This is a genomic window from Parabacteroides sp. ASF519 (assembly GCF_000364265.2).
Taxonomy (GTDB): domain Bacteria; phylum Bacteroidota; class Bacteroidia; order Bacteroidales; family Tannerellaceae; genus Parabacteroides; species Parabacteroides goldsteinii.
The window spans coordinates 1060804-1076544 of the sequence record NZ_AQFV02000006.1 but is presented as its reverse complement, the minus strand read 5'-3'; the positions used below and the strand labels follow the sequence as shown (position 1 = coordinate 1076544).

Annotated in this window: 10 protein-coding genes and 2 pseudogenes; 8 read left to right on the top strand and 4 right to left on the bottom strand. The window is 43.1% G+C overall.

The genetic code is table 11. The annotated features are described in order from the left end of the window. Positions 1 to 2: 2 nt before the first annotated feature. From C825_RS04115 to C825_RS04100, 4 genes are all read right to left on the bottom strand, one after another. Positions 3 to 3455, bottom strand: a complete 3453-nt coding sequence (locus tag C825_RS04115) for a TonB-dependent receptor (RefSeq protein WP_010801501.1) — start codon at positions 3453 to 3455, stop codon at positions 3 to 5. A 240-nt stretch (positions 3456 to 3695) separates the two neighbouring features. Further along, complete coding sequence (locus C825_RS04110; RefSeq protein ID WP_007655709.1) at positions 3696 to 4718, bottom strand: FecR family protein; 1023 nt, start codon at positions 4716 to 4718, stop codon at positions 3696 to 3698. 66 nt (positions 4719 to 4784) lie between these two features. Continuing rightward, complete coding sequence (locus tag C825_RS04105) at positions 4785 to 5381, bottom strand: RNA polymerase sigma-70 factor (protein WP_232434158.1); 597 nt, start codon at positions 5379 to 5381, stop codon at positions 4785 to 4787. Between the two features lie 36 nt (positions 5382 to 5417). Continuing rightward, positions 5418 to 6380 (bottom strand): tetratricopeptide repeat protein, encoded by a 963-nt coding sequence (locus tag C825_RS04100; protein WP_007655712.1) that lies wholly within the window; start codon positions 6378 to 6380, stop codon positions 5418 to 5420. Positions 6381 to 7316: 936 nt separating this feature from the next. Between C825_RS04100 and C825_RS04095 the strand changes: the two genes are divergently transcribed. The 8 genes and pseudogenes from C825_RS04095 (at position 7317) to C825_RS04065 (ending at position 15734) form a co-directional block, all read left to right on the top strand. Then, positions 7317 to 7592 (top strand): OadG family protein, encoded by a 276-nt coding sequence (locus C825_RS04095; RefSeq protein ID WP_010801500.1) that lies wholly within the window; start codon positions 7317 to 7319, stop codon positions 7590 to 7592. Between the two features lie 114 nt (positions 7593 to 7706). Next, a complete protein-coding gene (locus C825_RS04090; protein WP_010800681.1) occupies positions 7707 to 8660 on the top strand; it encodes an IS110 family RNA-guided transposase in 954 nt (317 codons plus the stop codon). Beyond that, complete coding sequence (locus tag C825_RS04085) at positions 8657 to 8965, top strand: hypothetical protein (RefSeq protein WP_007657317.1); 309 nt, start codon at positions 8657 to 8659, stop codon at positions 8963 to 8965. The genes C825_RS04090 and C825_RS04085 overlap by 4 nt, the downstream gene beginning before the upstream one ends. A gap of 287 nt (positions 8966 to 9252) precedes the next feature. Further along, a pseudogene (locus C825_RS04080) lies at positions 9253 to 10755 on the top strand (hydroxymethylglutaryl-CoA lyase-like TIM-barrel protein); the annotation flags it as partial. A 21-nt stretch (positions 10756 to 10776) separates the two neighbouring features. Next, positions 10777 to 11145: pseudogene (locus C825_RS27810) on the top strand (acetyl-CoA carboxylase biotin carboxyl carrier protein); the annotation flags it as partial. Then, positions 11145 to 12380: a sodium ion-translocating decarboxylase subunit beta gene (locus tag C825_RS04075; protein WP_007655729.1), complete on the top strand. Its 1236-nt coding sequence runs from the start codon at positions 11145 to 11147 to the stop codon at positions 12378 to 12380. The pseudogene C825_RS27810 and the gene C825_RS04075, both read left to right, overlap by 1 nt. 233 nt (positions 12381 to 12613) lie before the next feature. After that, positions 12614 to 14464 carry a DUF349 domain-containing protein gene (locus tag C825_RS04070; protein ID WP_007655731.1) on the top strand — a complete coding sequence of 617 codons (1851 nt, stop codon included), beginning with the start codon at positions 12614 to 12616 and terminating at the stop codon, positions 14462 to 14464. 61 nt (positions 14465 to 14525) lie between these two features. Further along, on the top strand, positions 14526 to 15734 hold the full coding sequence (locus C825_RS04065) for an ATP-grasp domain-containing protein (RefSeq protein ID WP_010801498.1): 1209 nt from the start codon (positions 14526 to 14528) through the stop codon (positions 15732 to 15734). Positions 15735 to 15741: the final 7 nt, after the last annotated feature.

Here is a 15741-nt window from a genome sequence, read left to right as displayed (position 1 = left end):
ATTTAAAGTGTGACATTTATACCAAACGAAACGGTGCGATAGAAAGGATATCCCCAGGAAAGACGTTCCGGATCATACCCTTTAGGCAAAGAGGAGAATGTGTGTAAATTTTCACAACTCACAAAAGCCTTCAACGCATTCAGATGAATAACATCCATCCATGTCTTCGGGAATGTATAACTGAATGTGATGTTTTTCACACGTAGATAGGCCCCGTTCAACAGGTATTTCGTTTGTGCACGTGTATTCGAACCGGAATTTTCACGCTGGTTGTAAATGCGGAAATATTCAGCATCCGGATTTACCGGGTTCCAATTGCCATTATCCGGATCGATCGGTTTCCAATAATCCAGCTGATCGTCGAAAATCTGTCCGAACTGGCCGGAAGCAAACGACCATCTGCGGGCATCGCTTATCCAGACATCACGTTTACCGACACCCTGCAACAACACATTCAGGTCAAATCCTTTATAATTAACACCCAGATTAATACCATACTGGAGACGTATCTTATTGTTACCGATGATCTGACGATCTCCCGGATTCATCAATGTCCCGTCGCCAGCATCGATTCGGTTCACACTATCGTCATCATCACGCAGATTCTTGAACTTTATGTCACCGGGCCGTGGGTTTACAGCATTAATAGAGGTAACCCCCTCTTTCAGTTTCCAGGTATTCGTATCCTCAAAATCATCTACGGTATAATATCCGTCTGTCACATATCCCCATATTGTTCCGATCTCATAACCGGTATAGTAATTATTCTCTCCATTACTGTTCTGCAAGACAAACGATTCATTATCATACTTTGTAACAGTCGTACGCGAATCATACAGATTAAAACCGACATTATATCCCCAGTTACCGATCTTATCCCGCCAGTTCAGGCTCAACTCCCATCCTTTCGTACGTAAATCCGCCACATTCTGTAAAGGAGCGGACGCCCCGACTAAAGCCGGCAGTTCCAATCCGGGAGCCAACATATCCTTTGTATCACGCTGATACCAGTCGAAAGTTCCGCGCAAGCGGTTATTCAGCAAAGCGATATCCACACCAAAGTCCAATGTTTCCACTGTTTCCCAGGTAAAGTTATCACTAACCAGTCCCGGTGCTTTTATTGTAACCGGTTTATCTCCGTTTACGATCCAGTTCACTTCGTTTGCCGGATATGCCGACATAACCGGTGTAAACTGATAAGGATCGATCGCCTGGTTACCGATCTGCCCCCACGAGCCTCTCAGCTTTAATTCTCCCAACCATCCGGCAGTCGACTCCATAAAGGCTTCACGGGCGACATTCCAGCCAACGGAGAAAGAAGGGAAGAAACCGAAACGGCTTTTCTTCGGGAACTTAGACGAACCGTCATAACGTCCGTTCGCCTCAAACAGATAACGCCCTTCATAATCGTAATTCAAACGATAGAATGCCCCACGCACGGAATATTCACGATACTGATCCGTAATCGTTTTTGTCTCGCCGGTTGCCGTGTTGAATGAGGGCACCTGATCATTTATCAAATCGTATGCGTAAGCAGTCAGTTTCGTATATTTGCTATGTTCCTGATTGAATCCGACCATTGCCGTCAAATTATGCTTCTCGTTGAACGTACGGGTGTAAGTAGCATAAGCATTTATCGCATGGTAATCGGTTGCTTCATTTATCTCCTGTAAAGAAGAGTTTGCCGCCGTTTGCATTTTAGCCATTTGTATATTGGCATAATCCATGATAGCCCGGTTCTGGCGGTTGTTCTGCACCACTTTATCAAAGGTATACTCAAAAACCATTTCCAAGCCACTCAACGGTTTCACGACCGTTTTCGACATCAAACGGGTATTATCCCTGATCGTCCTGTTATCTGTAGCCAACTTCAACAAGTTTTGCGGCGTATCCGTCAACAGTTCCTCTCCGTCAGGCAGAATCAGATAACCTTCCGGATAAAGGCTCGGTTTACGCATATCATAAAGCGTAGACGAAGATGACGTGATCGGCATATTTTTCGTGCTTTGCGCATAACGGACATCGGCCGATTGAGTAAGCCAGGAAGTGATATCAGCGGAGACATAGGCACTGGCAGATGCACGTTTATACGAATCTTTATCTGTTTTCAAAATACCCTGTTCTTTATTATATCCCAACGACATACGATAAGTAATCTTCTCACCGCCTCCGCTCAGCGAAGCATTGTGGTTCTGTAAAAAGCCGAAATTATCGAACATGTTCGTATAAACATTCTTTTCATTCAAATAATAGTTCACACCTGTTTCCGGATCCGTATAAATACCATCCCCGTACGTTTTAAACTGGCTGGGATCCTGCTGATAGGCTCCCAGATATTTAATCCAAGTATCGATATCCTGTCCTGCAAAATAACTTCCGGAACCAAACTGGGCGTCTTTATAAGCCTGCAACCATTGCATACCATTGGCTATACCCGGTTCGTTGATAGAAGACTGGAACCCGAAATTATTATTATAATTCACCTGGAACCGCTGCCCTTTCTGTGCCTTCTTCGTTGTAACCAATATTACACCAAAAGCGGCACGTGCCCCGTAAATAGCAGAAGAAGCAGCATCCTTCAAGACCGAAACACTTTCTATATCTTCCGGATTCAACATATCGATATCACCAGGCACGTTATCGATCAGCACCAACGGACCTCCTCCGTTAATTGAAGTCGTACCACGGATATTGAAATTCTTGGACGAACCCGGACCTGCCGCATCATTATTGGCGGTAATCTGCAACCCCGGCATAGTTCCTTGCAAGGCACTCATCGCATTCGTCACCGGACGCGAACCCAGCACTTCCGTCATTTTCACCTGCGAAACAGCTCCCGTCAAGTTCTCCTTTTTCTGAGAACCGAACCCAACAACAACCACTTCACCCAATGTCTGCGTATCTTCCACCAGATTAACCTGAATATTTCTTTGGTTATTTACCTGAATTTCTTTTGACAGATAACCGATATAAGAAATAATCAAGGTTGCACCAGGAGATACCTCAATAGAGAAACGTCCGTCTATATTGGTGATCGTTCCATTAGTCGTTCCTTTCTCAACAATATTCGCCCCGATAACAGGGTCTCCCATATGATCCTTCACAACTCCTGTAACCCGGTGTGCCTGTGCAGTTGCCGGACGGCCCGGTTGTGAACTTTTCGCTCTGAGGACAATGTGGTTATCAACCAATTGGATATCCACATTCTTATCTTTAAAAATACTTTCCAGCACGTGTTTAACCGACTTATTTTCGGCTTCCACTGAGACAACACGATTTACATCTACGTCTTTCAGGTCATACCAAAAGGAATAATCCGTTTGGGCGCGAATCGCATCAAAGACCTCATTCACTGTGACATTACTCAAATTAAACGTAACATTAGTCTCCTGTCCGTAAGATTTTGCAGACACTGAAAATATCCCCAGAAATAACAGCAAGACAGATATTTTCATAATATTTAGACTTTTTTTTATGCATAAAATTCGACACAACGAACCTATGCTACAAGCTTTTTGATACATTTGTAGTTAGTTGTTAAATAGTTAATAATCTAGTCTGAAATGATTTTCTACTTTTTTAGCAACAGAATTGAGGAATGTTAGCGCATTCCTCAATTTGTCTCAGGTTAACTCAGTTTTTATTCATAGGCATTTTAAATTAAATGTTAACACTATAGTTTTTTATTCACTCTCTTAATAAATATCTACTATACCTCCTTTGATCCGGTATCTGAATTTTTCATTAGCGGCCATTACTTTAAATATCTTTTCTATCGGATCATCCAGCTTGAAGTCACCGGCGAATCGCCGCTCACTCACTGAAGGATTATGAATTTCAATCTTCACATCATAATAACGCTGGAGGGTTTGTGCAATTTGTTTCATTGTTTCGCCTCGGAACACCAATTTGTTATTCATCCAGTTCAATGCAAAGGAGGCATCGTCTTCAAACACTTTCACCCGGTTGACCAACGTATTATAAACTGCCATCTCCTGCGGTTTAAGCGTCACCGGAGCCAACTCTTCATTCCCTGATAAACGGACCGACCCGTTCAAAAGAAAGACTTTTACATCTTCATCTCCGGCATAGGCACTCACATTAAATTTTGTCCCCAAGACTTTCACTTCAAGACCGCCTGCCTCAACAACAAAAGGTATCTCCTCGTTTCTTGCAACTTCCAGATAAGCTTCACCGGATAGCTTCAACGTACGGCTGTTCTTACCGAAATCATCCGCATAACTGATCGTACTCCCGGAATTCAGCCAGACAAGCGAACCGTCGGCCAGGTAAACCTGTGTTCGTGAACCTTTCGGACTCTTTATTTCTGAGATCAGAGGAGCACGTTCCTCAATGGAACGTGATTGAAAATAAAGGACGGTAAAATAACTCAGGAACACAAAAGGGATCAGCACTGCCGCCACTGCCACCCCTCTTTTCCACCACGGGACACTCAACCGTTTACGCGGGATCCCGGCAAAAGAGGCACACCTTTTGCTGAAAAGTATGTAGGCTTTCTCATCATCAAAAAGAAAATGCGGATTTACAACTTCAGAAGAATCCCAAAGTTCTTTCATTTGGCTATAATATTGCCGATGTTCCTCCGATTCGTCCAACCATCTTTCCAGACGCGCCCGGTCATCTGCTGATAAATTTCCCGAAAGTCGGTCAATTATCAAATCATCCCAATATCCCCGATCTGTAATTCGTATATCCATAATGTTCCTCTTCTATAGATATGACAAACGAAAAAAGAAAACGGGTGAAAAAAAATGATCTTTTTTTTACATAAAAAGGAACAAAGTCAGCCAGAACGGCAGGTAGTCCCGTAAATCATGACGCAACTGATTCAGGGATAAACGTATATGATATTTCACTATATCAATCGTGATATTTTTACGGGCGGCAATCTCTTCATACTTCAATCCATCATGACGGCTCATCTCGAAAATCTCACGTGTAAACTCAGGGAGGGAACTGACAGACTGCATAATCTTTCCCTCCAGTTCTTTTTCCAGCAAAGAAGACATCGGATAATAATCCTGCTCATGGAAAGATTCTTCCCTTTTTTCCATTTGTTGGGAAACGGATTGTCTCAGATTGTTTTGCCGCTCCAAATGGTCAAGATAATTGATGCTGCTATTTTTCACAGCTTTCATGAGATAGGCTCTCAATGATTGATTTATAATCAACGAATCACGTTTCTCCCAAATATTGAATATAATATCGCTGACTAAAGTTTCGGCAACAAAATAATCTTTCACATAGGTATATGCAAAAGCACAAAGCACCTTGTAATGCAGCTTATAAAGCGATTTATAAGCCTGTTCGTCCCCAAGACGCAGACCTTCTATTAAGTTTTCATCATGCAAAATTGTCACCGTTTATCCCCATCATTATCTACTCCTTATATAACATCAGAAAGGCATATAAGTTTTATTCTCGAAATTGGCATGTTGTCCTTCAAACTTCTTGGCTTCCTCTCCTTCCGGATTCAATTCGATTGATTTTTTCAGGTCTTCGAAAGCACCTTCTTTATCACCTTTCAGGTTTTTGGCGCGACCGCGTTCGGCATAAGCCTTGGCAAAATCCGGTTTTATTTCAATGGCCTCATCGAAAAAGACAATGGCTTCGTCTAACAAGTTTTTAGTGATCAGCAGCGAACCTTTCAGTATACAGGCATCTTCATTGAACGGGTTCAGGTCGAGCGCCTGCTGGTAGTCATCGGCGGCAGCATCCAGGTCACCCAGCGATTCGTGTATTTTACCTCTTACCAGATATGTTGTTTCTTCTTCCGGAGCCAATGAGATCGCTTTCTCGATATCGGGCAAAGCCTCCTGTCCCTGTTTCATGGCAAGCAACACCTCTGCACGAAGCAGATAAGCATCCGTGAAATCATCTTTCAAGGCAATGGCTTTCGTCAGGTCGGCAATGGCTCCCAACTGGTCGCCGGTTGTTCTTTTGGCTTTTGCCATCAGGAACCAGGCTAGATGGTTCGACTCATCCAGTTCGATCACCCGCAGGCAGTCGGCAATGACCTCGGCTTCCTTATCCAGCATAAAGAGCACGCTGACCCTTGTCAACAACGTCTGGATATGCTCCGGCTCCATTTCCACCATACGGTTCAATGTATCCAAAGCCTTTTCCGTCTGGTTTGCCATTGAATAGGCCGATACCAGATGGTTCATTGTTTCAAAATCTTCCTGTATATTCAAGGCTTCCGTAAAGCATTTGATAGCATAGGCCACCTGGCCGATTTTTTGCGCACGGATACCGTCATATTTTAATATGTCGAAGTTTTTCTGATCATTTTTAGCTTTTCCTTCTGCCGTATCCTCACTTTTGGAAGAAGAGAACAAAGATGTAAAGAAATTTCCCATGGTTATATGTTTATGTTCGAGAGGGCAAATATACCGATTATTTTGAATTTGCCATATGCAACAAGATATCATAAACCATATAAAAACAGATTTATTTTAAAACAACAATTTACACATATCAGAATGTCATTTCAACCTACTTTTAAAGAAGCTGTACAGCCATTAATCAAGCCCTGCTGCTATTCACTTACCTGTCGGCCATTTAGCCAATAACACTAAGACACACATAAACTCACAAATACAACATTATGAAATCCACAAAAAAGTATACTCAACAACAAGTCACATATTCTTCAAACACACTATCAATATTCTCTTTCATTCACAGCCCCTGTTTTCCTCGTTACAGAAAATAAAAATGTTTTTCAACATGCTTTTTAGGGATAAAAGAGCCTCAAAAAGATTCGAACTCAACATTTATTAACACAAATCTCGGTTTAAACAAATTGCCTATTCATTTAAAATGAAAAAAAATTCGTTTTAAACGAGTTAGAAATTTCTTTTAAACGAATCATAAAAGATGTATCTGCCGATCAGATTGTTAAATTTTGTATTTAACAGCATTCCAGAACATCTGTTTGAAAGAATATACACGCCACAAAAACTCGTCGAATAGGATCTTTTTGTTCAAGGACAACCCCAGATTGATTCATTTTGTCAAATACATTCCTTCAAACACTTATGTACAACAAAAGCAATACCAATAAATAACAGACTTAAATACTTCATCTCATAAAAATAACTATTTATCACAAAAAACCACATTAATACTACGAAACAAAACATTCGAAAGAATAAATATTCTATTCTTTTACTTTTTTTATAGTCTTCCAGCAAAGAAAATTGCGGGATTTTGCTATTTTTGCATGCAATTTATAACTTGGCGGAGATTGTTTTGATCGCTTCCCACAACACTTATTGTCATAAATATTAGATATGGAAAACATAGAAACTGGACTTTTGTTAATGGTAGTCGGAATGACCACAGTATTTGCAATTCTTTTGATCGTAATCTATTTAGGAAAAGGATTAATCACATTGGTAAACAAGTACGCACCGGAAGAAGTCATCGTAAAAAAACAAGTAACAACACAACCTGTTGCTGCCGGACAGTCCGGAAATATTCCGGGTAAGACTACCGCTGCTATCGTAGCCGCTGTCAGCATGGTAACAGGTGGACAAGGAAAGGTTACCAAAATTGAAAAATTATAATACTAGCTATACATAATATATCATGAAACATCCATGAAATAAATTTCGTCCAAGAGAATGTAAATAGGGGGGTATTGTTTACTTTAGTGTCATTCACTCGAAAAAACGAATGCAATGAAAACAGTACCTTTTGAACAAGTCATCCTCCGGGGTTGTGGAATAGATGTCCACAAGGACATGGTAGTTGCTACGATAAGTGGCGAAGGTCTCAAAACTGAAACCCGCAGTTACAAGACCTTCAGTAGTTCTTTGACAGAATTAAAAGAATGGTTATTATCCAGTGGCATTACGCATGTAGCAATGGAAAGTACCGGTGTTTACTGGAAGCCGGTTTATAAGATTCTTGAATGTCCAGATATGAAAGTCTGGATCGTGAACGCACGGCACATCAAGTATGTTCCCGGGCACAAAACGGATAAAAAGGATAGTGCCTGGATTTGCAAACTGCTTTTAGCAGGTTTGTTGAAACCGAGTTATATCCCGGAGCGTGAACAACGTGAGCTTCGTGATTTAACCCGTTACCGTAACAAGTTGATCCAGCATGTATCTTCTGAGAAAAACCGTATTGTTCGTATCCTGGAAGATTGTAACATCAAACTTTCCAGCGTGGTGTGCAGCCTGGACGGAGTCGTGGCGAACAAGCTGATAGATATGTTGATCGATAAGGGTCATGTAACAATGGATGACATAACTTGCATCTATCATAAAAAACTTGAAGCCAGTCCGGAACTTCTTTATCAGGCTTGTGAAGGCTTTATAGAACCGCATCACATCTATATGTTGCAGACCATCCGTAAAGATATGGAACAGACGAAAGCCATCATAGCTGACCTTACCTGCCGTATAAAAGAGGTTTTATCTCCTTATGAGAATGTGATGGAACTCTTGCAGAAGATCCCCGGACTTAGCCGGAAAACGGTTGAAGACCTGATAGCAGAGATAGGTGTGGATATGGAAGCCTTTCCAACCGAAAAGCACCTGGCTTCGTGGGCCGGTGTCTGTCCAGGCAATAACGAGAGCGCAGGTAAAAAAAAAGTGGTAGAACCACCCATGGCAACAAACAGTTGAAAGCCGTAATCACGGAGGCTGCGTGGGCAGCCACCCGTACCAAGAACACCTTTTACAGTGCACGTTATCACCGTTTAGCCGCCCGTCGAGGGAAAAAGAGGGCTTTAGTAGCAGTAGGACACTCGATCCTGAAATCGGTATGGCATGTACTGAAAGAGGCTTGTGAGTATAAGGAACTCGGTGCGGAATATCTCAACCAAAGGATGGAGCAGAAACGGAAAAATTACTTGAAGAAAGAGCTGGAAGCACTTGGCTATAAAGTTAAAATCAGCCGTGATGATGGTCCAATCCCAGAAGTAGGTTAAAAACATAGAGAAGGTCGATTTTTACTGGCTTGTTGTCGTAAGAAACAGCAAGAGGTCGCTCATGAAACTGATCTCAACTGCTAAGCGGTCAAGACTGCGAGTCCTTTAACGCGTGTATGAAATTTTTTTTCTTAGCTGTTGTAAAATTATAAAATGCCCAAAGATAATAGCCAACCGCATTTGTATCTATACAAGTGCTCTCTTTTGTTTTGTCTGAACTCTAAAAAAATCAATTTATTAATGGTTTAAACGGCTCTCTTGAGATAGGGAGCGCAATTTATTTACATATGAAAAGAGAAATCAAATTCAGTTTGGTCTTCAGAGACATGTGGCAATCTGCCGGAAAATATGTTCCCAGAGTAGACCAGCTAACCAGAGTTGCCCCCGCTATTGTTGAGATGGGCTGTTTTGCCCGCGTTGAAACCAACGGAGGGGGATTCGAGCAAGTTAATTTACTATTCGGAGAAAATCCAAATAAAGCCGTACGTGAATGGACGAAGCCATTCCATGAAGCAGGTATTCAAACACATATGCTGGACCGTGCATTGAACGGCCTCCGCATGAGTCCGGTTCCGGCAGATGTACGCCAGCTATTCTACAAGGTAAAGAAAGCACAGGGCACCGACATCACCCGTACATTCTGCGGCCTGAATGACGTACGCAACATTGCTCCTTCCATCCAGTATGCCAAAGAAGCCGGGATGATCTCCCAGTGTTCGCTCTGTATCACCCACTCGCCTATCCACACGGTCGAATATTATACAAAGATGGCCCTGGAACTGATCGAACTGGGAGCAGACGAAATCTGTATCAAGGATATGGCTGGTATCGGACGTCCTTATTCATTGGGACAGATCGTTGCCAATATCAAAGCGAAACACCCTGAAATACCTATCCAGTATCATAGCCATGCTGGTCCCGGATTCAATGTAGCTTCTATCCTGGAAGTGTGCAACGCCGGTTGCGATTATATCGACGTAGGTATGGAGCCACTGTCATGGGGCACAGGGCATGCCGACCTGCTGACCGTGCAGGCCATGTTGAAAGATGCCGGTTACAAAGTGCCGGAAATCAATATGGAAGCCTACATGAAAGTACGCAGCATGATCCAGGAATTTATGGATGATTTCTTAGGATTGTATATCAGTCCGAAAAACCGTCTGATGAACTCGTTGCTGATCGGCCCGGGACTTCCCGGCGGTATGATGGGCAGCCTGATGTCTGACCTGGAAAAGAATCTGGAATCGATCAACAAAAACAATATCAAGAACAACAAGCCGCTGATGTCGCAAGACCAGCTGCTGATCAAGCTGTTCGACGAAGTGGCTTATGTATGGCCACGTGTCGGTTATCCTCCATTGGTAACTCCGTTCAGCCAGTATGTAAAGAACCTGGCACTGATGAATGTAATGCAGATGGAAAAAGGGAAAGCACGCTGGAGCATGATCGCCGACGACATCTGGGATATGCTTCTCGGAAAAGCCGGAAGACTGCCTGGTCCGCTGGCTCCTGAAATCATCGAAAAGGCAAAAGCCGAAGGACGCGAATTCTTCGAAGGAAATCCGCAGGACAACTACCCGGATGCTCTTGACAAATATCGCAAGATGATGAACGAGAAACAATGGGAAACCGGCGAAGACGACGAAGAATTGTTCGAATATGCAATGCACCCGGCTCAGTACGAAGCCTACCGTTCCGGAAAAGCGAAAGTCGAATTCCTCGCTGATGTTGCCCAGAAAAAAGCAGCTTTGCAGGGAAAGGCACAACCGGCAGCACCGGCCACAACCGCTTCGGCAGCTCTGCCTACAACACCCCAGGTACTGACTGTAGATGTAGACGGACAGCCTTACCGCGTAACAGTTGCTTTCGGAGATACGGCTAATACTGCTGCTGCTCCTGCCCAGGCCGCACAATCCGCAGCACCGGCCGCTCCAGCGCCTGCCGGAGCCGGAAATGAAATTCTTTCACCGCTGGAAGGAAAATTCTTCCTCGTAAAGAACGCTTCCGACACACCACTTAAAGTTGGAGATATAGTCAAAGAAGGCGATGTGCTTTGTTATGTGGAAGCAATGAAAACATATAATGCCGTACGTTCGGAATTCAGCGGAAAGATCACTTCCATCAACTACGCTGGTGGCGACACAGTTTCTGAAGACGACATATTAATGACTATACAGTAATGAACGAGATATTTCAAAATCTGTATGAAATGACTGCGTTCAGCAACATTATTGCTGAACCGCAGTTCCTGATCATGTATGCAATCGCATTCATATTGCTTTATCTAGGTATCAAGAAGCAATACGAACCTTTGCTGCTTGTCCCTATTGCATTCGGGGTGCTGCTCGCCAACTTCCCCGGAGGTGACATGGGCGTGATCCAGGCTGATGAAAATGGATTGGTCAATGTTAACGGAGTAATGAAAAACATCTGGGAAATGCCGTTGCACGACATTGCTCATGAACTGGGAATCATGAACTTCATCTATTACATGCTGATCAAGACCGGTTTCCTTCCGCCAATCATTTTTATGGGTGTAGGAGCCTTGACCGACTTCGGCCCGATGTTGCGCAATCTTCGCCTGTCGATTTTCGGTGCAGCTGCCCAGCTGGGTATTTTCACCGTTTTACTGGTAGCAATCCTGATGGGATTCACTCCACAGGAAGCCGGCTCTCTCGGTATCATCGGGGGGGCAGATGGACCTACAGCGATCTTTACAACCATTAAACTCGCACCTCATTTATTAGGTCCGATTGCCATTGCTGCTTATTCATATATGGCACTGGTCCCTGTAATCATACCACTGGTAGTCAAAGCTCTTTGCTCCCAAAAAGAACTTCGTATCAATATGAAGGAACAGGAAAAGAAATATCCTTCAACAGTAGAGATTAAGAATATGCGGGTTTTAAAAATTATATTCCCAATTATTGTTACTACTGTTGTTGCCTTGTTTGTTCCCAGTTCAGTGCCTTTGATCGGTATGTTGATGTTCGGTAACCTTGTAAAAGAAATCGGAACCAATACATTCCGTCTATTCGATGCTGCATCCAACAGTATCATGAATGCAGCGACCATCTTCCTGGGACTATCGGTAGGTGCAACCATGACGGCGGAAGCCTTCCTGAACTTTACAACGATCGGTATTGTGATCGGTGGATTCCTGGCTTTTGCCTTGTCTATCGCTGGCGGTATCTTCTTCGTAAAACTGTTCAACCTGTTCACCAAGAAGAAAATCAATCCGCTTATCGGTGCAACCGGATTAAGTGCCGTCCCAATGGCTTCACGTGTTGCCAATGAGATTGCATTGCAATACGATCCCAAAAACCATGTATTGCAGTATTGCATGGCCAGCAACATTTCCGGCGTAATCGGTTCGGCTGTTGCAGCCGGCGTATTGATCTCATTCCTGGGATAAAAAAACTGCAACTATTTATAAAAAGTCCCTGTAATCTGCTCAATGCAAGTTGCAGGGATTTTTGTTTAATACATTTTTTGGAGAACAAAGCGGTTAATTCCGGACTTTTTACACGAATATTAACCTTTTCTAATAAATAAATTGCCCGCAAATGCTGTAATCCAAAAATAAATACTTTAATTTGTGACTTGATATAGGAATGCTTTTTATCCTTTTCTTAAATGTGATTGAATATGAAGGACACTCATGAAACTAATCTGCCAGCTGAAGAAACCGGCAAATTAGAAGAAACTAAAGCACCGGAAGTAACTCCGGAGAACACTGCGGCTGAAGTTGAAACAACTGAAACCCCGGATGAAGCGACAGCGAACGCTATCAGTAAATTATCAAAAGAAGAAATTCTTGAAAAATTAGCTGAATTGGTAAATGCTGCTGCCGAAACGGCACGCAACGAAGTGGAATCGTTGAAACAGGCATTTTATAAAATCCACAGAGCCGAAGTTGAAGAATCGAAGAAAACATTCCTCGAAGGTGGTGGAGAAGAAAAGGATTTCGTCGCTCCTGAAGATGAAGGCGAAAACAAACTGAAAGAATTGCTGGCCGTTTTTAAAGAAAAAAGAGCTGCAATCCTGGCAGAAGAAGAACGCATAAAGGCTGCGAACTATGCACTGAAACTTCAACTGATCGACCAGTTAAAAGTGCTGACCGAAAGTCAGGACGACTTCAATAAGCTATACAACGACTTTAAAGACATCCAGCAGAGATGGAAAGAAATTAAAGCCGTACCACAGGAACATGCAAACGAACTGTGGAAAAACTATCAGACTTACAGCGAAAGATTCTATGATATAATCAAGATCAATAACCAGTTCCGCGATTACGACTTCAAGAAAAATCTGGAATTGAAAACTGCCCTATGTGAAACAGTTGAAAAGCTGCAAACCGAACCGGATGTCGTGTCCGCATTCCACCAGCTTCAAAAACTGCATCAGCAATGGCGTGAGATCGGTCCGGTTGCCAAAGAACTGCGCGAAGAGTTATGGGCTCGTTTCAAAGCGGCTTCTACCGTGATCAACAAACGTCATCAGGAGCATTTTGAATCGCTGAAATCGAAAGAACAGGAAAACCTGGTTGCAAAAACAGCTATCTGCGAAGAAATAGAAGGTATCGACTTCGATGCATTGAAGACATTCAAAGACTGGGAAGAAAAGAATAAAGAGGTGATCGCTTTACAGGATAAATGGAAAACAATCGGTTTCGCACCGAAAAAATCCAATGTAAAGATTTTCGAACGCTTCCGCGCTGCCTGTGATGTATATTTCAACAAGAAAAGCGCTTTCTACAAGAATATCAAGGAAGAGATGGAAAAGAATCTCGAACTGAAAAAAGCCTTGTGTGAGAAAGCGGAAGCACTGAAAGACAGCGTAGAATGGAAGAGTACGACTGAAAAGATGATCGCTCTCCAGAAAGAATGGAAAACGATCGGTTCGGTTGCCCGCAAGCACTCGGATGTTGTATGGAAACGTTTCATTTCTGCCTGTGATTATTTCTTCGAACAGAAAAATAAAAATGTTTCCTCCCAGAAGAGCGTAGAACAGACAAATCTGGCCGCTAAAAAAGCATTGATCGAAAAGATCAATAAGCTGGACGAAACATTGAGTGCAGATGAAGCATTGGCTGAACTGAAAGATATGATGGCTGAATGGAATGCAATCGGTCATGTACCTTTCAAGGAAAAAGATAAAATCTATAAAGAATATCACGAAGCGGTAGACAGCCAGTTCGACCGTTTGAAAGTAGACCAGACAGATCGTAAGATGCAGTCATTCCGCAGTAACCTGAACGATATGGCAGGCGAACATGGAAAAGGCAAACTGTATGGCGAACGCGAAAAGCTGATGAGAATGTATGACCGCATGAAAAATGAATTGCAGACATACGAAAACAATATCGGCTTCCTCAGCATCTCTTCGAAAGGCGGTGGCGGTCTCGTGAAAGAAATGGAGCGCAAGATCGAAAAGCTAAAAGATGAGATGGCGCTCATAATTAAAAAGATCGATGCAATAGATGAAAATCTTGAATAAATAAAACGAAGCCGTCTCGCTAACAGACGGCTTCGCTGTTTATATACATCTACTATTTTATATGATATCCCAGATACATTTATTTAATCCCGGACATGAAACTGCCGTACTGCTGGGCACGGAGAACTATACACCTCCGACAAACGTACAAAGAATGATACAGGAGTTATCATATCTTCCGGTGTGGTACGCCGACAGCAACGATTATGTATTTACGGAAGAGATTGCTTCGCCCCGTTTCTTTTCTTTACAACCCAAAGAGCTCAGGCCATTCGCCACACTTGTTTCCGGAAAAGAGTTGAAGAATCTCGCTCCTTCCCTCCCGGAACTGGCGGCGTCTCCCTGGGGAATATCTCCGCACAGCCTGCACTTCTTTGAGAAACTGAAACAAGAATTACAATTAAACCTGTCCGTACCGACCTGGAAAGAAGAATATTTCCGGCTGACCGGCAGGCAGACAGCGGCAGAATGCCTTGAACGAATCCGCCAGCTGTTACCCGACCTTCTCATACCGGCTACTCCAAAATTCTGCAAAAAGATCAGGGAAATAGAAAAATACCTGATCCTGCAAAATGCCCCTTTTGTTGTAAAGACTCCTTATTCTTCATCCGGACGCGGCTTGCACTGGATACCGGAGCGTAAACTCACCCCTAAAGACCGTACCTGGATAGAAGGGGCTATCAATAAACAGGGCACTGTCAGTATTGAATGCGGACTAGACAAGGTCCATGATTTAGCGATGGAGTTTTATTCCGATGGGGAAGGCCATGTCACCTATGAAGGACTCTCCGTCTTCAGTACGGAAAAAAAAGGTTCCTACTCCGGAAATGTATTGGGAAGTCAGGAATACCTGGCTATACCGATCAAACGTTGGATAGGAGAAGATGTTTACCAGCGGACCCAGGATGCGGTTGCAGAAGCCCTGAAAGGCATTTATGGAAATATATACCGTGGATATCTGGGAGTGGATATGATCGTCTACAAAACAAAAGACGGTTCGTATGCCCTCCATCCCTGTATCGAGATCAATATGCGCTATACGATGGGAATGGTTGCCCTCCGCCTCAGTCAAAGATATCTGGCTCCGCATACCATTGGTGATTTCCACATCACTTATGACAGTAAAGTCGGGGAAGCCTACGAACGTCATCGTTTCATGAAAGGAGCTTACCCGCTCACCATAGAAAATGGCAAAATCAGGGAAGGATACTTGTCTTTATGCCCAGTGACAAAGGAGACAAAGTACAGAGCTTATATTTTAGTTGTGTAGATAGTTT